Origin of the sequence: Brevibacillus fulvus (assembly GCF_016908525.1) — a bacterium.
Lineage (GTDB): Bacteria > Bacillota > Bacilli > Brevibacillales > Brevibacillaceae > Brevibacillus_G > Brevibacillus_G fulvus.
The window spans coordinates 62,410-80,145 of sequence record NZ_JAFBEB010000002.1; the positions used below are offsets into that span (position 1 = coordinate 62,410).

Genomic DNA, 17,736 nt, shown 5'->3' on the forward strand with positions numbered 1-17,736 from the left:
GTTGAGGCAAAAATTGCGGTACGTTCTCGCAGCCGTTGCTTGCTGCCTGCTCATCGCCAGTTTTATTTTCGGCAATCTCGCGCTGGCTCTGCTCGCTTTGGCCATTTCCTTGCTGCTGAAGCAAACTGGCAGGGAAACACGCGCAGGGCAAAATAACCTTTCGCGGCACCAATCTTCGCTCCATGAGGATGCCAAGCGGTAACCTGAACATGGAGCGCCTATAAACCGGTTCGTCCGTGGCGACTTGTCCGAAGCCATAGACGAACCGGTTTTTTCCTTTTCTCCAAGGAGAAACGGCAAAAAAAAATTCGTTGAAATTGCAAAGAGGAGATTGATTTTTGTTGGATTATTTAGTAAATTATGAATTGCAAACGACAGTCTGAAAAACATAATACGAATTGGAGGGGAAGTTGTATGACGACGGCTTCTGTGAATCACGGCACATTGCTGACTTTGAAAAAGCAAGACGGCATCGCGGAAATTCACCTGCATGTCAACAAGACCAACTCCTACAATCTGGATTTTTATCGGGAACTGAACCAGGCGATTGATGACATCCGCTTTGACAGCAGCGTTCATGTGGCCATACTGATGAGCGACGTCCCGAAATTTTTCTCAGCCGGAGCGGATATCAATTTCCTCAAATCCGCCGATCCCCGTTTCAAAACCCAGTTTTGCCTGTTCTGCAACGAAACTTTGGATAAGATGGCCCGTTCCCCGCAAGTGTTCATCGCCTGCCTGGAAGGGCATACGGTCGGCGGCGGTTTGGAGATGGCCTTGGGATGCGATTTGCGGTTTGCTGGCGATCAGGCGGGAAAAATCGGACTGCCGGAAGTATCGCTTGGCGTATTGGCGGGAACCGGTGGCACACAGCGGCTGGCCCGGCTGATCGGAGCTTCCCGTGCGCTTGATTTGAACATTACCGGTCGGACGCTGACGCCACAGGAAGCTTTGCAGATCGGTCTGGTCAACGATGTATTTCCGCAGGCACAGACCCGGGAAAAAGTGCTGGAATACGCGCGGAATATCGTGCAGAGCGCTACTTACGCCGTTTCCAACATCAAACTGTCGATCATGAACGGAATCGAAATGCCGCTCAATGTGGCCATTCGTTACGAGGGTGAACTGCAAAATTTGCTGTTCCGGTCGGAGGATGCGAAAGAAGGACTGAGCGCTTTTCTGGAGAAACGTCAGCCTGAATGGAGCGGAAGGTAAAAAAAGGCTATGATTGGTTCATAGCCTTTTCAAAAACGACAAAGGTGATGATAATGTGAGGGACTTGCGTGGTATAGGATCTCCGTATAACGCCGCCGACAGGTTTGTGGATGAGCAGGTCAAAAACGGGCTCGGCAGCAAGATCGCCATCTATTACAAGGACCAGACAGTCACATATCAACAATTGCAGGAGCGGATGAATCAGGTTGGAAACGCCTTGAAACAACTGGGTATCGGAATGGAAAACCGGATTTTGCTGGTTTGTCCGGACAGACCCGAGTTTTTCGCCAGCTTTTTGGGTTCCATCAAAATCGGTGCGGTGCCCATTCCTGTAAACACCATGATGTCACCGTCGGATTACGAATACTTCCTGAACAACAGCCGAGCGAAAGCGGTGATTCTCCATGAAGAAAACTGGGCGAAAATTCGCCATTTGCGGGCCAGATTTGTTTACCTTGAGCATATTATCGTGATTTGTGAAAGCGCTGTCATAAAGGAAGAGGATATTCTCGACTTCCACAGTATGATCGAACAACAGCCAACGACTTTGGAAGCGGTGCATACGGAATCTTTTGACAGTGCATTTTGGCTGTACAGTTCGGGCAGTACGGGCAACCCGAAAGGAACGATTCATCTGCAGCATGACATGGAATGCGCCTTTCAGTCCTTTGCCAGACAAGTATTGCAAATGAACGAACAAGATATTACTTTCTCGGCATCGAAGCTGTATTTTGCCTATGGATTGGGCAATGGCATGTATTTTCCGTTGGGCGCAGGCTGCTCGACCGTGTTGCTGGACGAGAAGCCGACACCGGAAAACATTTTTGCGACCATCGAACGATACCGGCCGACGATTTTTTTTGGCGTCCCCACGCTGTACGGTTCCCTGCTCGAATATGCCGAGCGTTCGCCGCGGTCGTTTGATTTGTCGTCATTGCGGATTTGCGTCTCGGCGGGTGAAGCTCTTCCCGGCTCTTTCTTGCGGAAGTGGAAACAGCTGTATGGCGTCGATATACTCGACGGCATCGGCTCAACGGAAGCTTTGCACATTTATATCTCCAATACGATCGGCAACGTCCGCGAAGGAAGCACCGGCAAGATCGTTCCGGGCTTTGAAGCGAAAATCGTCAATGAAGCGGGAGTAAGGGTACCGCCAAATGAAATCGGGGAGTTGCTGATCAAAGGAGACAGCATTGCCCAGGGGTACTGGGGCCTGCATGAGGAAAACAAGCGAAAGTTTAACGGGGAGTGGTATTACACCGGAGACAAGTACCTGATGGATTCGGACGGCTACTACTGGTATTGCGGCCGTTCCGACGACATGATGAAAGTGGGCGGTATCTGGGTTTCGCCAATCGAACTGGAAAATGCCCTGCTGAAGCACGAAGCCGTTCTGGAGGCAGCAGTCGTCGGCGTCAAACTGGACAATGATCTGGAAACGCCCAAAGCCTATATCGTGTTGAGAGAAGGTTATACGCCTGACGAGCAATTAAAGGCGGAATTGCAAGCGTTTGCCAAACGGGAACTGGCTGCTTACAAATACCCGAGAATGATCGAATTCATCGATGCTTTGCCGAAGACGGCCACAGGCAAAATTCAACGTTTCAAGTTGAGAACAGGCTAAAAGCTGGTCCCTGTCCGCCGGATCGTCGGTGATCTCCCTTCTTGCAATTGCCTGGTTTCTGCAATAATCTTGAATCAGTGGTGGTAATTGTTCAAGGTTAGGGATAAAGGGTGAAAAAGATGAAGCCAAGATCATTGATTGTCACGCTGTTTGGCGATTTTATCCAGTATTATGGAGGAGACATCTGGGTCGGCAGCCTGATTCAGCTAATGGCCAATTTCGGTATGTCGGAATCTTCTGTCAGAGGAGCGATTTTGCGCATGGTGCAGCAGGAACTGCTGGTCGCCAAGCGGATTGGAAATAAAAGCTACTACCGGTTGACCGATCAAGGGAAACGGAGAATTGAAGAAGGGGTAAGGCGGGTTTATACAATCAAAAACCACAAGTGGGACGGACTGTGGCGGATCTTGACGTACTCGGTTCCGGAAGAAAAGCGGGAATTGCGCAACCAGCTGCGAAAAGAGTTGAGCTGGACGGGATTTGGCTTGATTTCCAACAGCACCTGGGTGAGTCCCAATCCGTTGGAGGAACAAACGATGGAAATGATCCGGAACTATCAGCTGGAAGAATACACGACGCTGTTCACCGCCGGCTCGATCGTCTCGCACGATCAGCAATATCTGGTCAATAAAGGCTGGAATCTCCCCGCGATTCAGGCGGAATATGATACTTTTATCGATACGTACCGCCCGAAATATGAACAATTGAAAGAGCGGGTCTGGAACAATTCGCTGACCGACCAGGAGGCATTTGTCGAGCGGACCCGTTTGGTGCATGCCTATCGGAAATTTTTGTTTCAGGACCCGGGTTTTCCCCAAGAGTTGTTGCCAAAAGACTGGAACGGCACAGGGGCCCGCGAACTGTTCTGGAACATTCACCAGCTGATCTCGCCTCCTGCTGTTCGGTACTTTGAGAGTTTGTTTGAACATTCGCCGGATACGCAATTGATCGACAGCAGACAGCGTGCGATCAATCCGTTTGCCGAATTTAATTCATAGTCAGCGGCTCACCGCGGCGGAAAGCGGCAGCGTCTCTCACGCAAGTTTCGCGAGGGACGCTGATTCGTCTTTTCAAGAGAATGGCGGCGGCTGCGGTTAGCGTTGGCGATGCATTCTATCAGAGCTGTGAAAGGAGGAGGAGCGTTGGTCACACAGGCGACAAACCAGGAACTGATCGAGGTGGCCCAGGGGAGATGTCCGGCCGATCTGTTTATTGCCGACGGGACGGTGGTCAATGTTTATTCCGGGGAATTATTAAGGAGCAATATCGCGGTCTACAAAGGGCGGATCGCTTACGTCGGCGATCGCGCGCACGCGATTGGCGCGGAGACGAGAGTGATTTCGGCCGAAGGGAAATTTGTTGCTCCCGGTTTTATCGAGCCGCATGCCCACCCGTGGGTGCTCTACAATCCGGTCAGTTATGTCGGCAAAGTGCTGTCATTGGGCACGACCACGATCGCCCATGACAATCTGTTTTTTTATTTGCATATGGGAGCGGAAACATTTCAGCAGATGGTGGAAGAACTTCGTCAGCTTCCCGGCAATCACCTCTGGCTCGTTCGCCTGATCTCCCAAGCGGATTATCCGGGGGAAAGGGAGCTGTTTAACCGGCGTGATTTAAAAAGACTGCTCGCTCTGCCGGAGGTGGTCGGAACCGCGGAAGTGACGCGCTGGCCAATGCTGTTCAACAGCGATCCGCTGCTGCTGGAGTTGTTGGAAGAGACCAGGGAGCGCGGCAAGTTGAACGACGGGCACACATCAGGGTGTTCCTATGAAAAGCTCAATTCCCTGGTGGCCGCCGGACTGACTGCCTGTCATGAAGCGATTACAGCGGAAGAAGCGCTGGACAGATTGCGGCTCGGCTTGTGGACGACATTGCGAAACAGTTCATTGCGGCCCGATTTTCCGGAAGTGCTGAAATTGATTACGGAAAAGCAGGTGCCAACCAATCGGGTGCTGATGACAACTGACGGACCCCATCCTTCGTTTATCGCGGAACACGGTTGTGTCAATGGACTGGTCAGAACAGCGGTGCAGCACGGCGTTCCCCCGATGCAGGCGATCCAAATGGCTACGATCAATCCGGCCACTTATCTCAAAATGGATCATACGATTGGCGGAATCGCTCCAGGCAGACGGGCTGATCTGTTGATATTTCCCGATTTGGCGGAGTTTCGTCCCGAATGGGTGATTTGCGGCGGAGAATTGGCGGCGAAGCATGGCGAGCTGCTGCTGCCTTTGCCAAAGATTGACTGGACGCGTTACCAGACAAGGGAAGCGTTTCGGCTTGACCCGGCAGTTTTGGCTGACCCCGACACCTATCGCTATCGCCATAACGGCGACGCCCCTGTTCCGGTGATCCATTTCCGCAGTGCGGTGATCACGCAGATGCGGGAAATGGACCTCGATGCGGCAGAAGGCACAGTTGATCTCGCCCGCCATGACGGATTGCTGATGTCTGCTTTGATCCATCGTGACGGCGATTGGATTGCTCGCGGCTTGCTGGAGAAGTTTGCCGTCAAGCTGGATGGGTTTGCGTCCACTTACAATACGACTACGCACTTGTTGGTCATCGGAAAGGATCCGCAAGCGATGGCCAAGGCTGCGCTTCGCGTGCATGAAATGGGCGGGGGGATCGTATTGGTAGAGCAAGGGGAAATCGTTCTGGAAATTCCTTTGCCGCTTGCCGGGATGATGACGACTGACGCGAATTTTTCCACGGCAGTCGATGCCCATGATGAACTGCTTTCGGCTTTGCAAAAGCGGGGGTATCCGTTCCACGACATTTTATATTCGCTGCTGTTCCTTACTTGCGACAATTTGCCGGGATTGCGATTAACCCCATCTGGGTTGTACGAGGTGAAGTCGGGCCGCCTGATCGTTCCGGCTGCCCGCCTGTCCAGTCAAAATATTTGACGCCGCAGATGTATTTGGCGGCAAGTGAGGAGGATGCTTCGCTGTGGAAATTGCGCGTGTTGCCGAAGAAATTTTTCGCGTTCCCGTCCCCGTTCCGTTCCCGATGAAATATGTGTATTGTTACGTTTGCAAAGGAAAGCAGGGGGTAAAGCTCATTGATGCCGGTTTTCACTATCCGCCGGCTCAGCAAGCCTGGCAAGAGGCATTTGCCCAGCTTGCCATTGAACCGCAAGATGTGCAAGCGATTTACCTGACCCATTTTCATCCCGATCATTTCGGATTGGCCGGTTGGCTGCAGCAGTTGACAAATGCACCGGTGTATATGCACGAAATCGAATTGGCGATGGTCAAACGGGTTTGGGAAGCAGGCGGCAACCAGACGGATCGTATTCGCGAGATGTGCAGGCAAAGCGGCGTGCCGGCCGATTTGGCCGGGGAAATCGCGGCGGCGATGGGAAAACTGAACGATCACGTGCAACCGCTTCCGTCGATTACTCCGCTGGCCGATCCGGAGGTGGAACTGTCCGGGGAAGCGTGGCAGGTGCTGGTGACGCCGGGCCATAGCGACGGCCATACTTGTTTTTACCAGGATCGCAGCAAACTGCTGCTTGCCGGCGATCATCTGCTGGATAAGATTACGCCCAATATCAGCTTATGGCCAGGGGCACACCCGAATCCGCTACGGGCCTATCTGGAGTCGCTGCACAGGCTGGCCAAACTGGAGATTTCGCTGGCGCTGCCCGCCCATGGCGGACTCATCGCCAACGCAGCTGAGCGGGCGGAGCAAATTGTGCAGCACCACCATCGACGGCTGGCCCTAATGGAAGAAATCGCCGGGGAAGGACAGACCGCTTATCAGATTGCTGCACAAATATTTTCCTACCGAGAGCTGACGCCTCACCAATGGCGGTTTGCTTTGGCGGAGACGTTGGCCCATCTGGAATATTTGGTTGCGGAAGGCAGAGTTGTCAAGCAGGCGGATGAGGGGCAGACGGTCTACCAACGATAGCAGATCGGATTCGCGTGCTTTGCCGAGTTTTTCAAAGCTTGCGCTGCTGTTTTCCCCGGATCGCGTCGCTGGCTGATCTGCGCTGCGCAAAGTCGCCCGGTTCGGAGAAAACGGCCGCTTTTTGCCAACCAAACCAGCTTTGTCGCCAATCGAAAACGAAGAGAGTACCTCACAGTGCTCTCTTCGTTTTTTTTTATTCGGAAAAAGTAAAAACAGATGTTGTTCTGACAAGCGCCTGTTTTTTTCCTGAAAGTCCCTTGACAGAATTGTTTGAACAATTTAATATTACGTTTATAAGACGATGATACAAAAAACGTAATAAGGTGATGGCGAGATGAATAAATCTTCCGTATTGCAGGAAAAAATTCAATCGGGTTTTGTGGTCGAACGGATCGAGGACATGAATGAGGAGTACCTCAATGCTTTGAAACAAACCCTGTTGATTGTCGGTGATACCGAACTGCTGAGCGTGCCGCCTTTGCTGACGGTATACAAGCAAGCGCCGAGTTTAAACCAAAAAATTACCGCGCTGGCGATTATCCAGGACGAAATCGGCCACGCGCACATCGCCTTTCGCTTGTTAAAAGATCTCGGCGTGGACACAGAGGAATTGCTGTACCACCGGCCTGCGCACAAATGGAAAAATCCTTATGCCTTCGATTTTCCGCTGTCCAATTGGCTCGAACTTGGCGTCTTTAACGCGTTCTTTGACCGAGCGGGCTATACGCTGCTGGGCGATGCGTTTGAGCATACTTCCTACGGACCGTGGAAACGGGCGCTGGTGAAAGTGGATAAGGAGGAGCTGTTCCATCTGCGCAATGGTGAAATTATTATGCGACAAGCGATGGAACAGCCGGAAACGAGGGAATTGCTGCAGAAAGCGGTAGACTGGATGTTTTTGATGGCATTGGAGTTTTTTGGAGTCGCCGATGAACTGAAAAGCCGGTCGGCGCAGCTGGACTACAAGCTGAAAGGCCGAACAAATGACCAATTAAGGCAGAGATGGCTTGCGTCCGCGGTGCCGTTTTGCGAATCGATCGGCGTGAAAGTTCCGGCAAAATTTGATGAAGCCGCACAGAAATATGTGCTGACCGTACCGTTTCCCTGCAAATTTGACGCGGAGAAGAAACAATGGCTAACCGATCAGCCAGACACATGGGAAGGGGCGATCCAGCGTTTCCGCCAGCGAGGTCCGGAAAACCAACGCTTCGTCGCCAGAATCCAGCAAGGATTTCACAGCTTGGCGCAATTGCGCGAAGAAGTGGGGTGAGGAAATGGGGGAGACGCCGCTGGAACAACGTTGCTGGCAAGCGCTGCGGGATGTCGCCGATCCGGAATTTCCGGTCAGCGTCGTCGATATGGGCCTGATCTATGGCATCCGGGAGAGTGATGGGACAGTCAAAGTCACGATGACCTATACGGCAGTCTCGTGCGCCTGCATGGAGTGGATCGAACAAGATATCCGCAATCGTCTGCTGCGGGAACCAGGTGTTAAGGAAGTGCAAATCGAGGTGGTATGGGACCCGCCGTGGACGGTTGAGCGACTGAGTGAGGAAGGCAGACAGAAATTAAAGCGATGGGGGGTAAGCTCGAGATGAGTGCCGTTCAAACGCGGTATGAGTATGACGTCTTTACGAGAATCAAACGCGGGGATGACTTGGTTCATATCGGCACGGTTGCGGCCCCTTCCGACGAGTTGGCCAAAGTGTACGCCAAAGCTGTTTACGATGAGGAAAATTGGGTGGAAATGTGTGTCGTACCCCGCCGGCATATCAAATGGGTGAAACAGCCGGAAGGATTATTTGAAGCAGAGGGAGGGAGGTAACAGTGGATCAGCAGACTGTAACGGAACTGATTGCATTGCTGGAGCAGATCGCCGACAACAAGTTGCTTCTGGGCGATCGCCTGGTCGAAATCGGAGTAAGCGGACCGGATTTGGAAGCGACGCTGGGCGCAATCGCCATGGCTCAGGGAGAACTGGGGCATGCCCGCCTGCTGTATCACTGGTCGTTTGATTTGCGTGGCCATACCGGCAAGAAACCGGATGTGACGGAGCAAACGGGCAAAGCGTTTTCCACGGTTCTCCATATTTCGAACTGGATTGAACTCATCGCCAATTTATACGTCGCCAGCGCTTCGGCGGATTTGGTCATCAAGGCGCTGCTGGACAGCAGGCGGCCCGAAATCGTCAACCGATTGCAGAAGCTGTGGCGGGAACAGCAAGAACATTTGCTCTATTCGCGCGGTTGGCTCGAACAATTGCTGCAAGACGCTGGCGCTATCCCGACCCACACACGGCAGGCGCTGGCAGATGCCTCCCAATGCGGCAGCGAGTGGCTGTCTTCCATCGAACAACAAAGTCGCCAACTGACAGCGGCCGGCATTCTCTCTCCAACCCTTAATCTTGCGGCCCCATTCCAGCTGCAAATCTCCCAACTGCTGCAAGCGGGGCAGCGTGCAACCCATGTCCATTAAAGGCGACAGCCAACCGGAATGCCCGTTTTGCGGCGGAACGGAAGTCGGGCGGATCGCTCGGTTTGGCACGGCGCAGTTAGTCAGCCAGTACTATTGTCAAACCTGCAAAAGCGTCTTTGAGTTTATCCGCTGGCAAATCAAGGATGGGGATGCGAGCGAGGGGGGAAGCGAATGAAGCTTAAGACGATTGGCGTAGTGGGGGCAGGCACGATGGGAGCGGGCATTGCCCAGATCATCGCGCAAAGTGGCTTTGCCGTGATTGTTTACGATTTGAATGAAAGCGCTGTCAATCGGGGGATTGGGCAAATTGCCGCCCGTTGGGCAAAGCAGGTGCAACAGGGCAAATGGACGGAGCAGGACGTTTGGGCATTTGAGCAGCGGTTGACGCCGACGACAGATTTGCAAGCGTTCAGCGATTGCCATCTGGTCATTGAAGCCGTGCCGGAAGTACTGTCGATCAAGGAAGCGACGTTTCGCCGGCTTGCGGAAATTTGCCCGGCTGAGACTTTGCTGGTGACTAACACCTCTTCCTTTTCGGTCACAGAGATAGCCAGCTGCACCATGCGCCCGGAACGTGTGGCCGGTCTGCACTTTTTCAATCCGGCGCCGGTGATGCCATTGGTCGAAATCGTCAAAGGTTTGCAAACAGCGAAGGAGACAGTCGTCTGTCTGGAACAGTTTGCCGCGGCCATCGGCAAGGAACCGGTCGTCTGTCAGGATACGCCTGGCTTTGTAGTCAATCGGATCGCCCGCCCGTACTACAACGAGGCGGTGCGGATTTGGGGCGATCAGGTCGCAGATGTGGCGCAAATTGATCGCATTATGAAGAAAGCGGGGGCATTCCGTATGGGGCCGTTTGAACTGCAGGATTTGATCGGCATCGACATCAATTTTTCCACGACAACTTCTGTTCATCAAGGATTTTTCGCCGATGCCCGCTTCCGTCCCCACTATTTGCAACAGCGCATGGTCCAGTCCGGACAGATTGGCCGAAAAGCGGGAGGAGGGTACTACCGCTATGAAGACAAGAACTAAGCCGCGGGTGGCGGTCGTAGGGACCAATGCTTTGGCCGAGTCGCTGCGAGAGGAAATCAGTCGTTCTGCCGATGCGGAATTGGTCTTGTGGGAAGAGTTGCAAGCAAATCCGAATGCGCCGGCGATCGAACTTGTGCTCGAAACGCACAATCTTGATTTGAAGGAAAAACGGACCCAGCTGCAATTGATTGAACGAGTCATTCCCCGAGACTGCCTGATCCTCACCTCTGTGCTCGCTGTTTCCGCCACCGAGGCAGCTTCTTGGCTGACGCATTCCTCGCGCCTGGTTGGCTTTGCTACCTTCGCGCCCGTCGAGGAGAAACAACTGGTGGAACTGGCCGGAGCGCTGCAGACGGACGGATTCTATGTGGAGCGCGCCCGGCAGTTTTGGCTGGCCATCGGCAAAGAGACGGAACAGGTAAAAGATGAAGTTGGCCTCGTCTTTCCGCGCATCCTGGCGATGATCGTCAATGAAGCGGCGTTTGCCTGGACGGAGAAGACGGCGACGGCAGCCGACATCGATCGGGCGATGCGATTGGGCGTCAATTATCCCGACGGTCCGCTCGCTTGGGCTGATCAGATCGGTTTGGATGATATTTATGCCGTTTTGCGCGGATTGCAGCGTGAGCTTGGCGAAGAGCGCTATCGGCCTGCTCCGCTTTTGCGCAAGATGGTCCATGCCGGCTGGCTGGGCAAACAGTCAGGCCGGGGATTTTATCGATACGAATAGGCAAGGAGGGACAGTCATGCTCAAGCAGCAGTATCAACTGTATATCAATGGCGGTTACACAGCCGGCAGCACCGGGGAGTACTTCGAGACGTACAATCCGGCGACAGGCGAAGTCTTGGCACAGGTGGCCAAAGCTTCCAGGGAGGACGTGGATCGGGCGGTTGCCGCGGCACGGGAAGCATTTGATCGCGGAAAATGGCCGCGTTTGACCGCTGCCAGACGTGCCAGAGTGCTGAACAAAATTGCAGAGATCATGCGGGCCCGATTCGCTGATCTGGTGCGTTTGGAAGTTTTGAACAGCGGCAAAACGGTCGATGCGGCCAAAGGCCAGATTGGCCAGGCGATCGAGGATTTTGAATTTTACGCGGCAGCGGCCGTGACGGAAGGCGGGCGTGTCAATCAAGTGCCGAATGGGTTCTTCAACTATACTGTCAAAGAGCCGGTCGGTGTTTGCGCGCAAATCATTCCGTGGAATTATCCGCTGATGATGGCCGCCTGGAAAATTGCTCCCGCCCTGGCTGCCGGCTGTACGGTTGTCTTGAAACCGGCCAGTCATACGCCGATTACCGCTTATGTGCTGGCGGAGATTTGTACGGAAGCGGGTGTGCCGGAAGGGGTGATCAATGTCATTACCGGCAGCGGTTCCGAGATTGGCCCATATTTGACTGAGCATCCGGGCGTCGACAAAGTCGCATTTACCGGGGAGACGGAAACGGGGAAAGACATTATGGCCCGCGCCTCCCGGACATTAAAACGGGTAACGCTCGAACTTGGCGGAAAATCGCCGAACATCGTCTTTGACGATTGTGATCTGGAAGCGGCGGTAGACGGCTCGCTCTACGGCATTTTTTACAATACCGGTCAGTCGTGTGAGGCGCGCTCCCGGCTGTTTGTGCACCGAGCCATTTACGACAGATTCATGGAGCAGTTTGTCGAGAAGGCCAAGCGGATTCAGGTCGGCGACCCGTTTCGCGAAGGGGTGCATATGGGTGCAGTCATCTCGGCGGAGCATGAGCGGGTCATCGACAGTTATGTCCAGCTTGCTTTGGATGAGGGCGCGACTCTGCTCTGCGGCGGCAAGCGGCCGGAGGGGCCCGAGTTTGCCAAAGGACATTGGTATTTGCCGACGATTTTGGCCAATGTGCATAACAAAATGCGCGTCGCCCAGGAAGAAATTTTCGGTCCTGTCGTTGTCGTCATTCCGTTTGCGGAAGAGCAGGAAGTGATCCAAATGGCCAATGACACGATCTACGGGCTGGGCTCCGCCATCTGGACAAAAGACCACGGCCGAGCCAATCGGGTTGCGGCCGCGATCCGGGCCGGCATCGTCATGATCAATTCGCCGATCTCCGCCTTCCCCGGAACGCCCTTCGGCGGGTACAAACAATCCGGATTTGGCCGCGAACTCAGCCTGGAAACGATGCAGCTCTACACCGAGACGAAGAGCGTCGTTTCGTATATTGGCAATCGTTCGCTGAATCTGTTCGGCTTATAAAAAACCATCCACAAGGAGGCATTTTCCATGACAACAGCATCTGTGCAAGAAGGTACTATGCTTACGGTGAAAAAACAGGACGGGATTGCAGAAATCCATCTGCATATCAACAAAACCAATTCGTACAGTCTTGAGTTTTACCGCGAACTGAATGCGGCGATCGATGATATCCGTTTCGACAGCAGCATCAAAGTGGCGGTCCTGATGAGCGACACGCCCCGCTTTTTCTCCGCGGGTGCCGACATCAACTTCCTGAAAGCGGCAGAGCCTCGCTTTAAAACCCAGTTTTGCCTGTTCTGCAACGAAACGTTGGATAAGATGGCGCGGTCCCCGCAAGTGTATATCGCCTGCCTGGAAGGCCATACGGTTGGCGGCGGGTTGGAAATGGCGCTCGGTTGCGATTTGCGGTTTATGGGAGATCAAGCAGGAAAAATCGGATTGCCGGAAGTATCGCTCGGCGTCTTGGCGGGAACCGGGGGAACCCAGCGTCTGGCCCGGCTGATCGGACCGTCGCGGGCGCTTGATATGAATATTACCGGCAAGACGATCTCGCCGCAGGAAGCGTTGGAGATCGGGCTGGTCAACGATGTATTCCCACAGGAACAGACGCGGGAAAAAGTGTTGGAATATGCCCGCAAGATTGTAAACAGCGCGACGTACGCCGTGTCCAACATCAAGCTTTCCATCATGAACGGAATCGACATGCCGCTGAATGTGGCGATCCGCTATGAAGGTGAGTTGCAAAACTTGCTGTTCCGTTCGGAGGATGCCAAAGAAGGATTGAGCGCGTTTTTGGAAAAGCGGCAGCCTAACTGGAAAGGGCAGTAACATAACCAGATTAACCGTATCGGTATCGGCTCTCATCAGCGGGCCGATACTGTCCTTTTAAAAGAGGGGAGGCAGGGCACGATGTATATTTTCGGTTACAAGGGAGTATTTCCCAAAATTGCTGAGACGGCGTTTGTAGCTCCCAATGCCACCATCATCGGCGATGTTACCATTGAGGATGGAGCCAGCATCTGGTTTGGCGCGGTGCTGCGAGGAGACTGCGGACCAATCGTTGTCGGGGCTCGCACCAGCGTGCAGGACAACTGTGTTGTGCATATGACGGACAGCGGCACCTTTATTGGAGAGGATGTTACGGTTGGACACGGGGCGATCTTGCATAATTGCCGGATTGGCGCCAAATCGGTGATCGGGATGAATTCGGTGATCCTCGACAATGCCGAAATTGGCGAGGAATCGGTCGTGGCGGCCGGCAGCATGGTCAAAGCCGGTGAAACGTTTCCGGCACGTGTGCTGATCGCTGGCGCTCCCGCCAAAGTAAAGAAGCAGCTGGAAGGCGGGGCATTATGGTGGGTACAGAACAGTTCCGCTACTTATCAGGAACTGATGAGACAATATTTGGGAGAAGGAATCGGACGTGTCTCAAGGGGGGAAGAGCGGTGAGTGAGCGTACCGTGCTGTTCGAGAAAGAAGATAACGTGGGATTGATCACACTCAACCGACCGGCTGAACTAAATGCTCTGGATTACCCGACCTTGTGCCAACTCGGGGAGATCATTGCGCAAATCGGATTGGCGTACAAAGAGATTCGCAGCGTGGTCATTCGCGCGGCAGGAAGAGCGTTTTGTGCCGGAGCTGATTTGAAGGAGCGGCGCACGCTGAATGAGCAGCAGGTGCGCCGCAATGTGAACAAAATACGCGAGGTGTTCGATGCGCTTGCCCGTCTGCCGCAGCCGACGATCGCCGCCATTAACGGATATGCCTTTGGCGGCGGCTTTGAATTGGCGCTGGCTTGCGATTTTCGTTACGCTTGGGCCGGCGCCACGCTGGGACTGACGGAAGTTAGCCTGGGGATTATTCCCGGCGCGGGCGGCACCCAACGGCTTCCGCGATTGATCGGACCGGCGCTGGCGAAAGAATTGATTCTGACCGGCCGGCGGATATCCGCGACGGAAGCGCAGCGGCTTGGCATTCTCAACGGGGTGGCGGAAACGGTTGAACAGTTGGACGAACGATGCCGGCAGCTGTGCAGCGAGCTGTCCAACAATGCTCCTTTGGCGGTTTATCAAGCGAAGGATGCGATCGACCGCGGCCTGAACGTTGACCTTATGAGCGGGATGGAGATAGAAGCAAAAGCGTATGAAGCGATTATTCCGACCAAAGACCGAATTGAGGCGCTGGAGGCATTTCGGGCAAAACGCAAACCGATCTTTCGAGGCGAATAGAACGGAAAAAGGCCGATCCACTTTGCTCTCCCGTTCGAAAAAGGGAGTCGCAGTTTGCATCAGCCTTTTTCGCTTAGTCCCGAGCTCAATCAACTTTTGCAGGCTTCGATGAATGAAGCAAAAAGTTTTTGCGAAGGCTCGTCGTTTCTCCAGGTGTTTTCCGGATGCCATTGCACGCCGATCACGTACGGATGGCGTTCACTTTCAATCGCTTCGATCACTCCGTCGCCGGCCAAAGCGGAGACGCGGAACCCGGCAGCCGGTTGTTTAACGGCTTGATGATGAAAACTGTTTACTTTGATCCGGCGGCTTCCGATGATCTGTTCCAGTTTGCTTCCTGCGGCGATCTCGACGGAATGGGAAAGATAGTCGCGCGGCGCTTTTTGCGAATGCTGCAGCACCTGTTCCTTTTGGCTGGCCAAATCTTGGTACAAGGTGCCTCCGGCGACGACATTCAACAGTTGGACGCCGCGGCAAATCGCCAAAATCGGCAAGTTTTGCGCGAGGGCCAGCTGGGTCAGCCGCATCTCCAATTCGTCACGCTCCGGCATGATTTCCCCCAAACCGGGCAACGGCTCTTCGCCAAACAGTGAGGGGTCTACATCGACGCCGCCCGTCAGCAGCAAGCCATCCAGGCGTCCGGTCAGTTCCCTCAGCACTTCAAGATTTGCCGTGTAGGGAAGCGTAAACGGAAGCCCGCCCCCATCCAAAATGGAGTCGTTCACATCCTGACTCAAAATTACTTTTCCTTCGCGCAGCGGTGCGGTAATGCCAATAATCGGCCGCATTGGTAACCCCCTGACTTTTGTAAAAGGATGATATACATTCTTTCGACGAGCTTTCCGATTATCCTGTCAATTCTGAAAACAGTTGACAGCGCGGCAAGCAACGTAAAAAACTGCTAGCAAATTCCCCGCAAATTCTCTTCTATTTGTTATAATAGACAAAAATTTGCAAAATGCATGCAAAAACATAGGAGTAACGGGCGCTATGTACAGAATTGGAGTTGTAGGACCACCGCCATCCGTTGAACGGATCCTTGATGTAGCCAATGAATTTGAACACGAAATTGAGTTCGTTTCTTTCGTATATGAGGATGCGAAAGAAGTCAGCCGGATCGTCGAACAACATCAAGCGGATTTTGACGGGTGGTTTTTTTCCGGGCCGATTCCGCATATGTTCGCCAAAAAGGTGCTGCGTTCCGATGCCAATATCGTCTACTGTCATCAAACAGGTGCCAATCTGTATCGCGGTTTTTGCCAAATGGCGTTTGAACAGCAGCGAATCTCCAAACGGGTATCGATCGATATGATCGATTCCGAAGTAGCCCATATGCAAGAATCGCTTGCCGAGCTGGGAGTGCCGGCAGAAGACACGTATTTGTACACGTATGACGAACAGTATGACCCTGTTGCCATTGCCGCATTTCACCAGAAGCTGTGGGAGGAAGGAAAGGTGCAGGGGGCTTTTACGACATTGTTTTCCGTAGAAAGAAGGCTGAAACTGGCAGGAGTTCCGGTTTACCGCATTTTAATGACAAAGATGGAAATCCGGCAAGCAATGAAGATCGTGCTGGAAAAAGCGAAAAGTTCGTATTTCAAAGATACGCAAATCGGTATGGAGATCATCGAGATTGAAGGCTTTGACGAGATTGCCGAGAAATCGGTGGCGCGCTATCATTTGCAGCATTTGGAGCTGGCGATTCAAAAAATATTGCTGCATTATTGCGAAAGCGTAGATGGTTCATTGATCGAAAACGGCAATGGCTGCTACAAAATTGTCAGTTCGCGTGGCGCATTGGAACGTGAGATTGAACAATTGCGGCACGCCATCCAGCAAATTGCTGCCGAAACCGATGCTGTCGTGGCAGTGGGGATCGGCTATGGCGACACTGCGTACTCGGCGGAGACGCATGCCCGCAAAGCGATTCAACATGCCAAGGTTGGCACGGAGCAAGACATCGTGATCGTGCAGGAAGACGGCCTGATCGTGGAATCGGCCGGACAGCAAAACCAACTGTTGTATGCGTATCGCTCCACTGATCGAGCATTGCTGAAAAAACTCAATCAAGCGAATGTCAGTATCAAAACCTTTAGAAAAATAGAAGCGCTGGTACAAAAGATGGGCTGGACAACGTTCAGCTCAGCCGACCTCGCCCAATATTTGTCGATGAGCGTGCGCAATGTCCAGCGAATCATGGGGAGTCTGTGTGAAGCCGGTTTGATCGAGACCAAAGGGGAAGAGATGCAGTCGGTACGCGGGCGGCCGCGAAAGCTGTATGCTTTGCGTAAATAAGATCAGCGGGTATCCGTTAAAGGGCGGCCCAGACAAAAGTGAAACGAGCACGATTTGCTGCCAGGGGGACAATGATATGGAATTTAACCAAGACGATTTAACCGGGGCTGAAGTCATTGCGTTGATCAGCGAGCATTTGGCGGGCATGGCTGTTCATTCTCCGCCTGAAAGCATCCATGCCCTTGATCTCGAGCAGTTGAAGCAGCCGGAGATTACGTTTTGGAGCGCGTGGGAACAAGGGGAACTCGTTGGCTGTGGAGCGCTAAAAGAGCTGGACAGTCTGCATGGAGAGCTCAAATCGATGCGAACCGCCTCCGCACACCTGCGAAAAGGCGTGGCCAGGCGAATGCTTCAGTACATACTCGAAGAAGCGAGACGCCGTGGTTATCAGCGAGTCAGTCTGGAAACCGGCTCGATGGATGCGTTTATGCCAGCGAGAAAACTGTATGAAAGTTTCGGCTTTCAATATTGCCCGCCATTCTCCGACTATCAGGAAGATCCGAACAGTGTGTTTATGAGCTTGCGATTGTAACGGGATTTTTCTGGGTTGAAAATTTGTAAATTTATGGATATGATAGGAATGAAAACTGAATAGACACGGGAGCTTGGTGAAGCCAGGCTGAGAGGATGACCGGCAATGTCGTCGACCGTTATACCTGATCTGGGTAATGCCAGCGGAGGAATGTTCGAGCTTTTGGAGATAAAAGATCGC

20 protein-coding genes and 1 riboswitch are annotated in these 17,736 nt (G+C 53.2%); of the genes, 19 read left to right on the forward strand and 1 reads right to left on the reverse strand.

The features are described 5' to 3' along the window. Window position 1 precedes the first annotated feature (1 nt). From JOD01_RS03665 to JOD01_RS03745, 17 genes are all read left to right on the forward strand, one after another. Window positions 2–202, forward strand: coding sequence for a hypothetical protein (locus JOD01_RS03665; RefSeq protein WP_204516892.1), 201 nt, complete (start codon window positions 2–4; stop codon window positions 200–202). Between the two features lie 212 nt (window positions 203–414). Further along, the gene (locus JOD01_RS03670; protein WP_204516893.1) at window positions 415–1,215 is read left to right on the forward strand and encodes an enoyl-CoA hydratase/isomerase family protein; all 801 of its coding nucleotides are present in this window, start codon (window positions 415–417) and stop codon (window positions 1,213–1,215) included. Window positions 1,216–1,270: 55 nt separating this feature from the next. Next, window positions 1,271–2,839, forward strand: coding sequence for a benzoate-CoA ligase family protein (locus JOD01_RS03675; RefSeq protein WP_204516894.1), 1,569 nt, complete (start codon window positions 1,271–1,273; stop codon window positions 2,837–2,839). A gap of 119 nt (window positions 2,840–2,958) precedes the next feature. Further along, window positions 2,959–3,837 carry a phenylacetic acid degradation operon negative regulatory protein PaaX gene (gene paaX / locus JOD01_RS03680; protein ID WP_204516895.1) on the forward strand — a complete coding sequence of 293 codons (879 nt, stop codon included), beginning with the start codon at window positions 2,959–2,961 and terminating at the stop codon, window positions 3,835–3,837. 144 nt (window positions 3,838–3,981) lie between these two features. Beyond that, window positions 3,982–5,754, forward strand: a complete 1,773-nt coding sequence (locus JOD01_RS03685) for an adenine deaminase C-terminal domain-containing protein (RefSeq protein WP_239565188.1) — start codon at window positions 3,982–3,984, stop codon at window positions 5,752–5,754. A gap of 43 nt (window positions 5,755–5,797) precedes the next feature. Then, on the forward strand, window positions 5,798–6,763 hold the full coding sequence (locus JOD01_RS03690; RefSeq protein ID WP_338028518.1) for an MBL fold metallo-hydrolase: 966 nt from the start codon (window positions 5,798–5,800) through the stop codon (window positions 6,761–6,763). 334 nt (window positions 6,764–7,097) lie between these two features. Continuing rightward, window positions 7,098–8,033 carry a Phenylacetic acid catabolic protein gene (locus JOD01_RS03695; protein ID WP_204516897.1) on the forward strand — a complete coding sequence of 312 codons (936 nt, stop codon included), beginning with the start codon at window positions 7,098–7,100 and terminating at the stop codon, window positions 8,031–8,033. A gap of 4 nt (window positions 8,034–8,037) precedes the next feature. Continuing rightward, entirely contained in the window at window positions 8,038–8,361 is a 324-nt protein-coding gene (locus JOD01_RS03700; RefSeq protein WP_204516898.1) for a metal-sulfur cluster assembly factor, read from the forward strand. Further along, window positions 8,358–8,588, forward strand: a complete 231-nt coding sequence (locus tag JOD01_RS03705; protein WP_204516899.1) for a hypothetical protein — start codon at window positions 8,358–8,360, stop codon at window positions 8,586–8,588. The genes JOD01_RS03700 and JOD01_RS03705 overlap by 4 nt, the downstream gene beginning before the upstream one ends. 2 nt (window positions 8,589–8,590) lie before the next feature. Then, on the forward strand, window positions 8,591–9,238 hold the full coding sequence (locus tag JOD01_RS03710; protein WP_204516900.1) for a Phenylacetic acid catabolic protein: 648 nt from the start codon (window positions 8,591–8,593) through the stop codon (window positions 9,236–9,238). Next, the gene (locus JOD01_RS03715) at window positions 9,228–9,413 is read left to right on the forward strand and encodes a PaaD-like zinc ribbon domain-containing protein (protein WP_204516901.1); all 186 of its coding nucleotides are present in this window, start codon (window positions 9,228–9,230) and stop codon (window positions 9,411–9,413) included. The genes JOD01_RS03710 and JOD01_RS03715 overlap by 11 nt, the downstream gene beginning before the upstream one ends. Beyond that, window positions 9,410–10,273, forward strand: a complete 864-nt coding sequence (locus JOD01_RS03720; RefSeq protein ID WP_204516902.1) for a 3-hydroxyacyl-CoA dehydrogenase NAD-binding domain-containing protein — start codon at window positions 9,410–9,412, stop codon at window positions 10,271–10,273. The genes JOD01_RS03715 and JOD01_RS03720 overlap by 4 nt, the downstream gene beginning before the upstream one ends. Then, window positions 10,257–11,003: a 3-hydroxyacyl-CoA dehydrogenase family protein gene (locus JOD01_RS03725; protein WP_204516903.1), complete on the forward strand. Its 747-nt coding sequence runs from the start codon at window positions 10,257–10,259 to the stop codon at window positions 11,001–11,003. Before JOD01_RS03720 ends, JOD01_RS03725 begins: the two co-directional genes overlap by 17 nt. A gap of 16 nt (window positions 11,004–11,019) precedes the next feature. Continuing rightward, entirely contained in the window at window positions 11,020–12,498 is a 1,479-nt protein-coding gene (locus JOD01_RS03730) for an aldehyde dehydrogenase family protein (protein WP_204516904.1), read from the forward strand. Window positions 12,499–12,525: 27 nt separating this feature from the next. Beyond that, window positions 12,526–13,326, forward strand: a complete 801-nt coding sequence (locus JOD01_RS03735; protein WP_204516905.1) for an enoyl-CoA hydratase/isomerase family protein — start codon at window positions 12,526–12,528, stop codon at window positions 13,324–13,326. Between the two features lie 81 nt (window positions 13,327–13,407). After that, window positions 13,408–13,947: a gamma carbonic anhydrase family protein gene (locus tag JOD01_RS03740; RefSeq protein WP_204516906.1), complete on the forward strand. Its 540-nt coding sequence runs from the start codon at window positions 13,408–13,410 to the stop codon at window positions 13,945–13,947. Further along, window positions 13,944–14,729, forward strand: coding sequence for an enoyl-CoA hydratase-related protein (locus JOD01_RS03745; protein WP_338028519.1), 786 nt, complete (start codon window positions 13,944–13,946; stop codon window positions 14,727–14,729). Before JOD01_RS03740 ends, JOD01_RS03745 begins: the two co-directional genes overlap by 4 nt. Window positions 14,730–14,818: 89 nt before the next feature. Here the strand turns inward: JOD01_RS03745 and JOD01_RS03750 are convergent, their stop codons facing one another. Then, complete coding sequence (locus JOD01_RS03750; RefSeq protein ID WP_204516908.1) at window positions 14,819–15,517, reverse strand: gamma-glutamyl-gamma-aminobutyrate hydrolase family protein; 699 nt, start codon at window positions 15,515–15,517, stop codon at window positions 14,819–14,821. 202 nt (window positions 15,518–15,719) lie between these two features. On the opposite strand from JOD01_RS03750, the gene JOD01_RS03755 reads away from it, so the two are divergent. Both JOD01_RS03755 and JOD01_RS03760 read left to right on the forward strand, forming a co-directional pair. Next, window positions 15,720–17,024 carry a hypothetical protein gene (locus tag JOD01_RS03755; protein ID WP_204516909.1) on the forward strand — a complete coding sequence of 435 codons (1,305 nt, stop codon included), beginning with the start codon at window positions 15,720–15,722 and terminating at the stop codon, window positions 17,022–17,024. 76 nt (window positions 17,025–17,100) lie between these two features. Continuing rightward, entirely contained in the window at window positions 17,101–17,556 is a 456-nt protein-coding gene (locus tag JOD01_RS03760) for a GNAT family N-acetyltransferase (protein WP_204516910.1), read from the forward strand. 55 nt (window positions 17,557–17,611) lie between these two features. Continuing rightward, window positions 17,612–17,725: riboswitch (TPP riboswitch) on the forward strand. The last annotated feature ends 11 nt before the right edge of the window (window positions 17,726–17,736 follow it).

Bases quoted from the DNA above. Each gene is read 5' to 3' on its own strand.
- JOD01_RS03760 (WP_204516910.1), top strand. From the start codon at position 17,101: ATGGAATTTAACCAAGACGATTTAACCGGGGCTGAAGTCATTGCGTTG.
- JOD01_RS03715 (WP_204516901.1), top strand. From the start codon at position 9,228: ATGTCCATTAAAGGCGACAGCCAACCGGAATGCCCGTTTTGCGGCGGA.
- JOD01_RS03705 (WP_204516899.1), top strand. From the start codon at position 8,358: ATGAGTGCCGTTCAAACGCGGTATGAGTATGACGTCTTTACGAGAATC.
- JOD01_RS03695 (WP_204516897.1), top strand. From the start codon at position 7,098: ATGAATAAATCTTCCGTATTGCAGGAAAAAATTCAATCGGGTTTTGTG.
- JOD01_RS03670 (WP_204516893.1), top strand. From the start codon at position 415: ATGACGACGGCTTCTGTGAATCACGGCACATTGCTGACTTTGAAAAAG.
- paaX (WP_204516895.1), top strand. From the start codon at position 2,959: ATGAAGCCAAGATCATTGATTGTCACGCTGTTTGGCGATTTTATCCAG.
- JOD01_RS03755 (WP_204516909.1), top strand. From the start codon at position 15,720: ATGTACAGAATTGGAGTTGTAGGACCACCGCCATCCGTTGAACGGATC.
- JOD01_RS03750 (WP_204516908.1), bottom strand. From the start codon at position 15,517: ATGCGGCCGATTATTGGCATTACCGCACCGCTGCGCGAAGGAAAAGTA.
- JOD01_RS03725 (WP_204516903.1), top strand. From the start codon at position 10,257: ATGAAGACAAGAACTAAGCCGCGGGTGGCGGTCGTAGGGACCAATGCT.
- JOD01_RS03735 (WP_204516905.1), top strand. From the start codon at position 12,526: ATGACAACAGCATCTGTGCAAGAAGGTACTATGCTTACGGTGAAAAAA.
- JOD01_RS03740 (WP_204516906.1), top strand. From the start codon at position 13,408: ATGTATATTTTCGGTTACAAGGGAGTATTTCCCAAAATTGCTGAGACG.
- JOD01_RS03730 (WP_204516904.1), top strand. From the start codon at position 11,020: ATGCTCAAGCAGCAGTATCAACTGTATATCAATGGCGGTTACACAGCC.
- JOD01_RS03720 (WP_204516902.1), top strand. From the start codon at position 9,410: ATGAAGCTTAAGACGATTGGCGTAGTGGGGGCAGGCACGATGGGAGCG.
- JOD01_RS03700 (WP_204516898.1), top strand. From the start codon at position 8,038: ATGGGGGAGACGCCGCTGGAACAACGTTGCTGGCAAGCGCTGCGGGAT.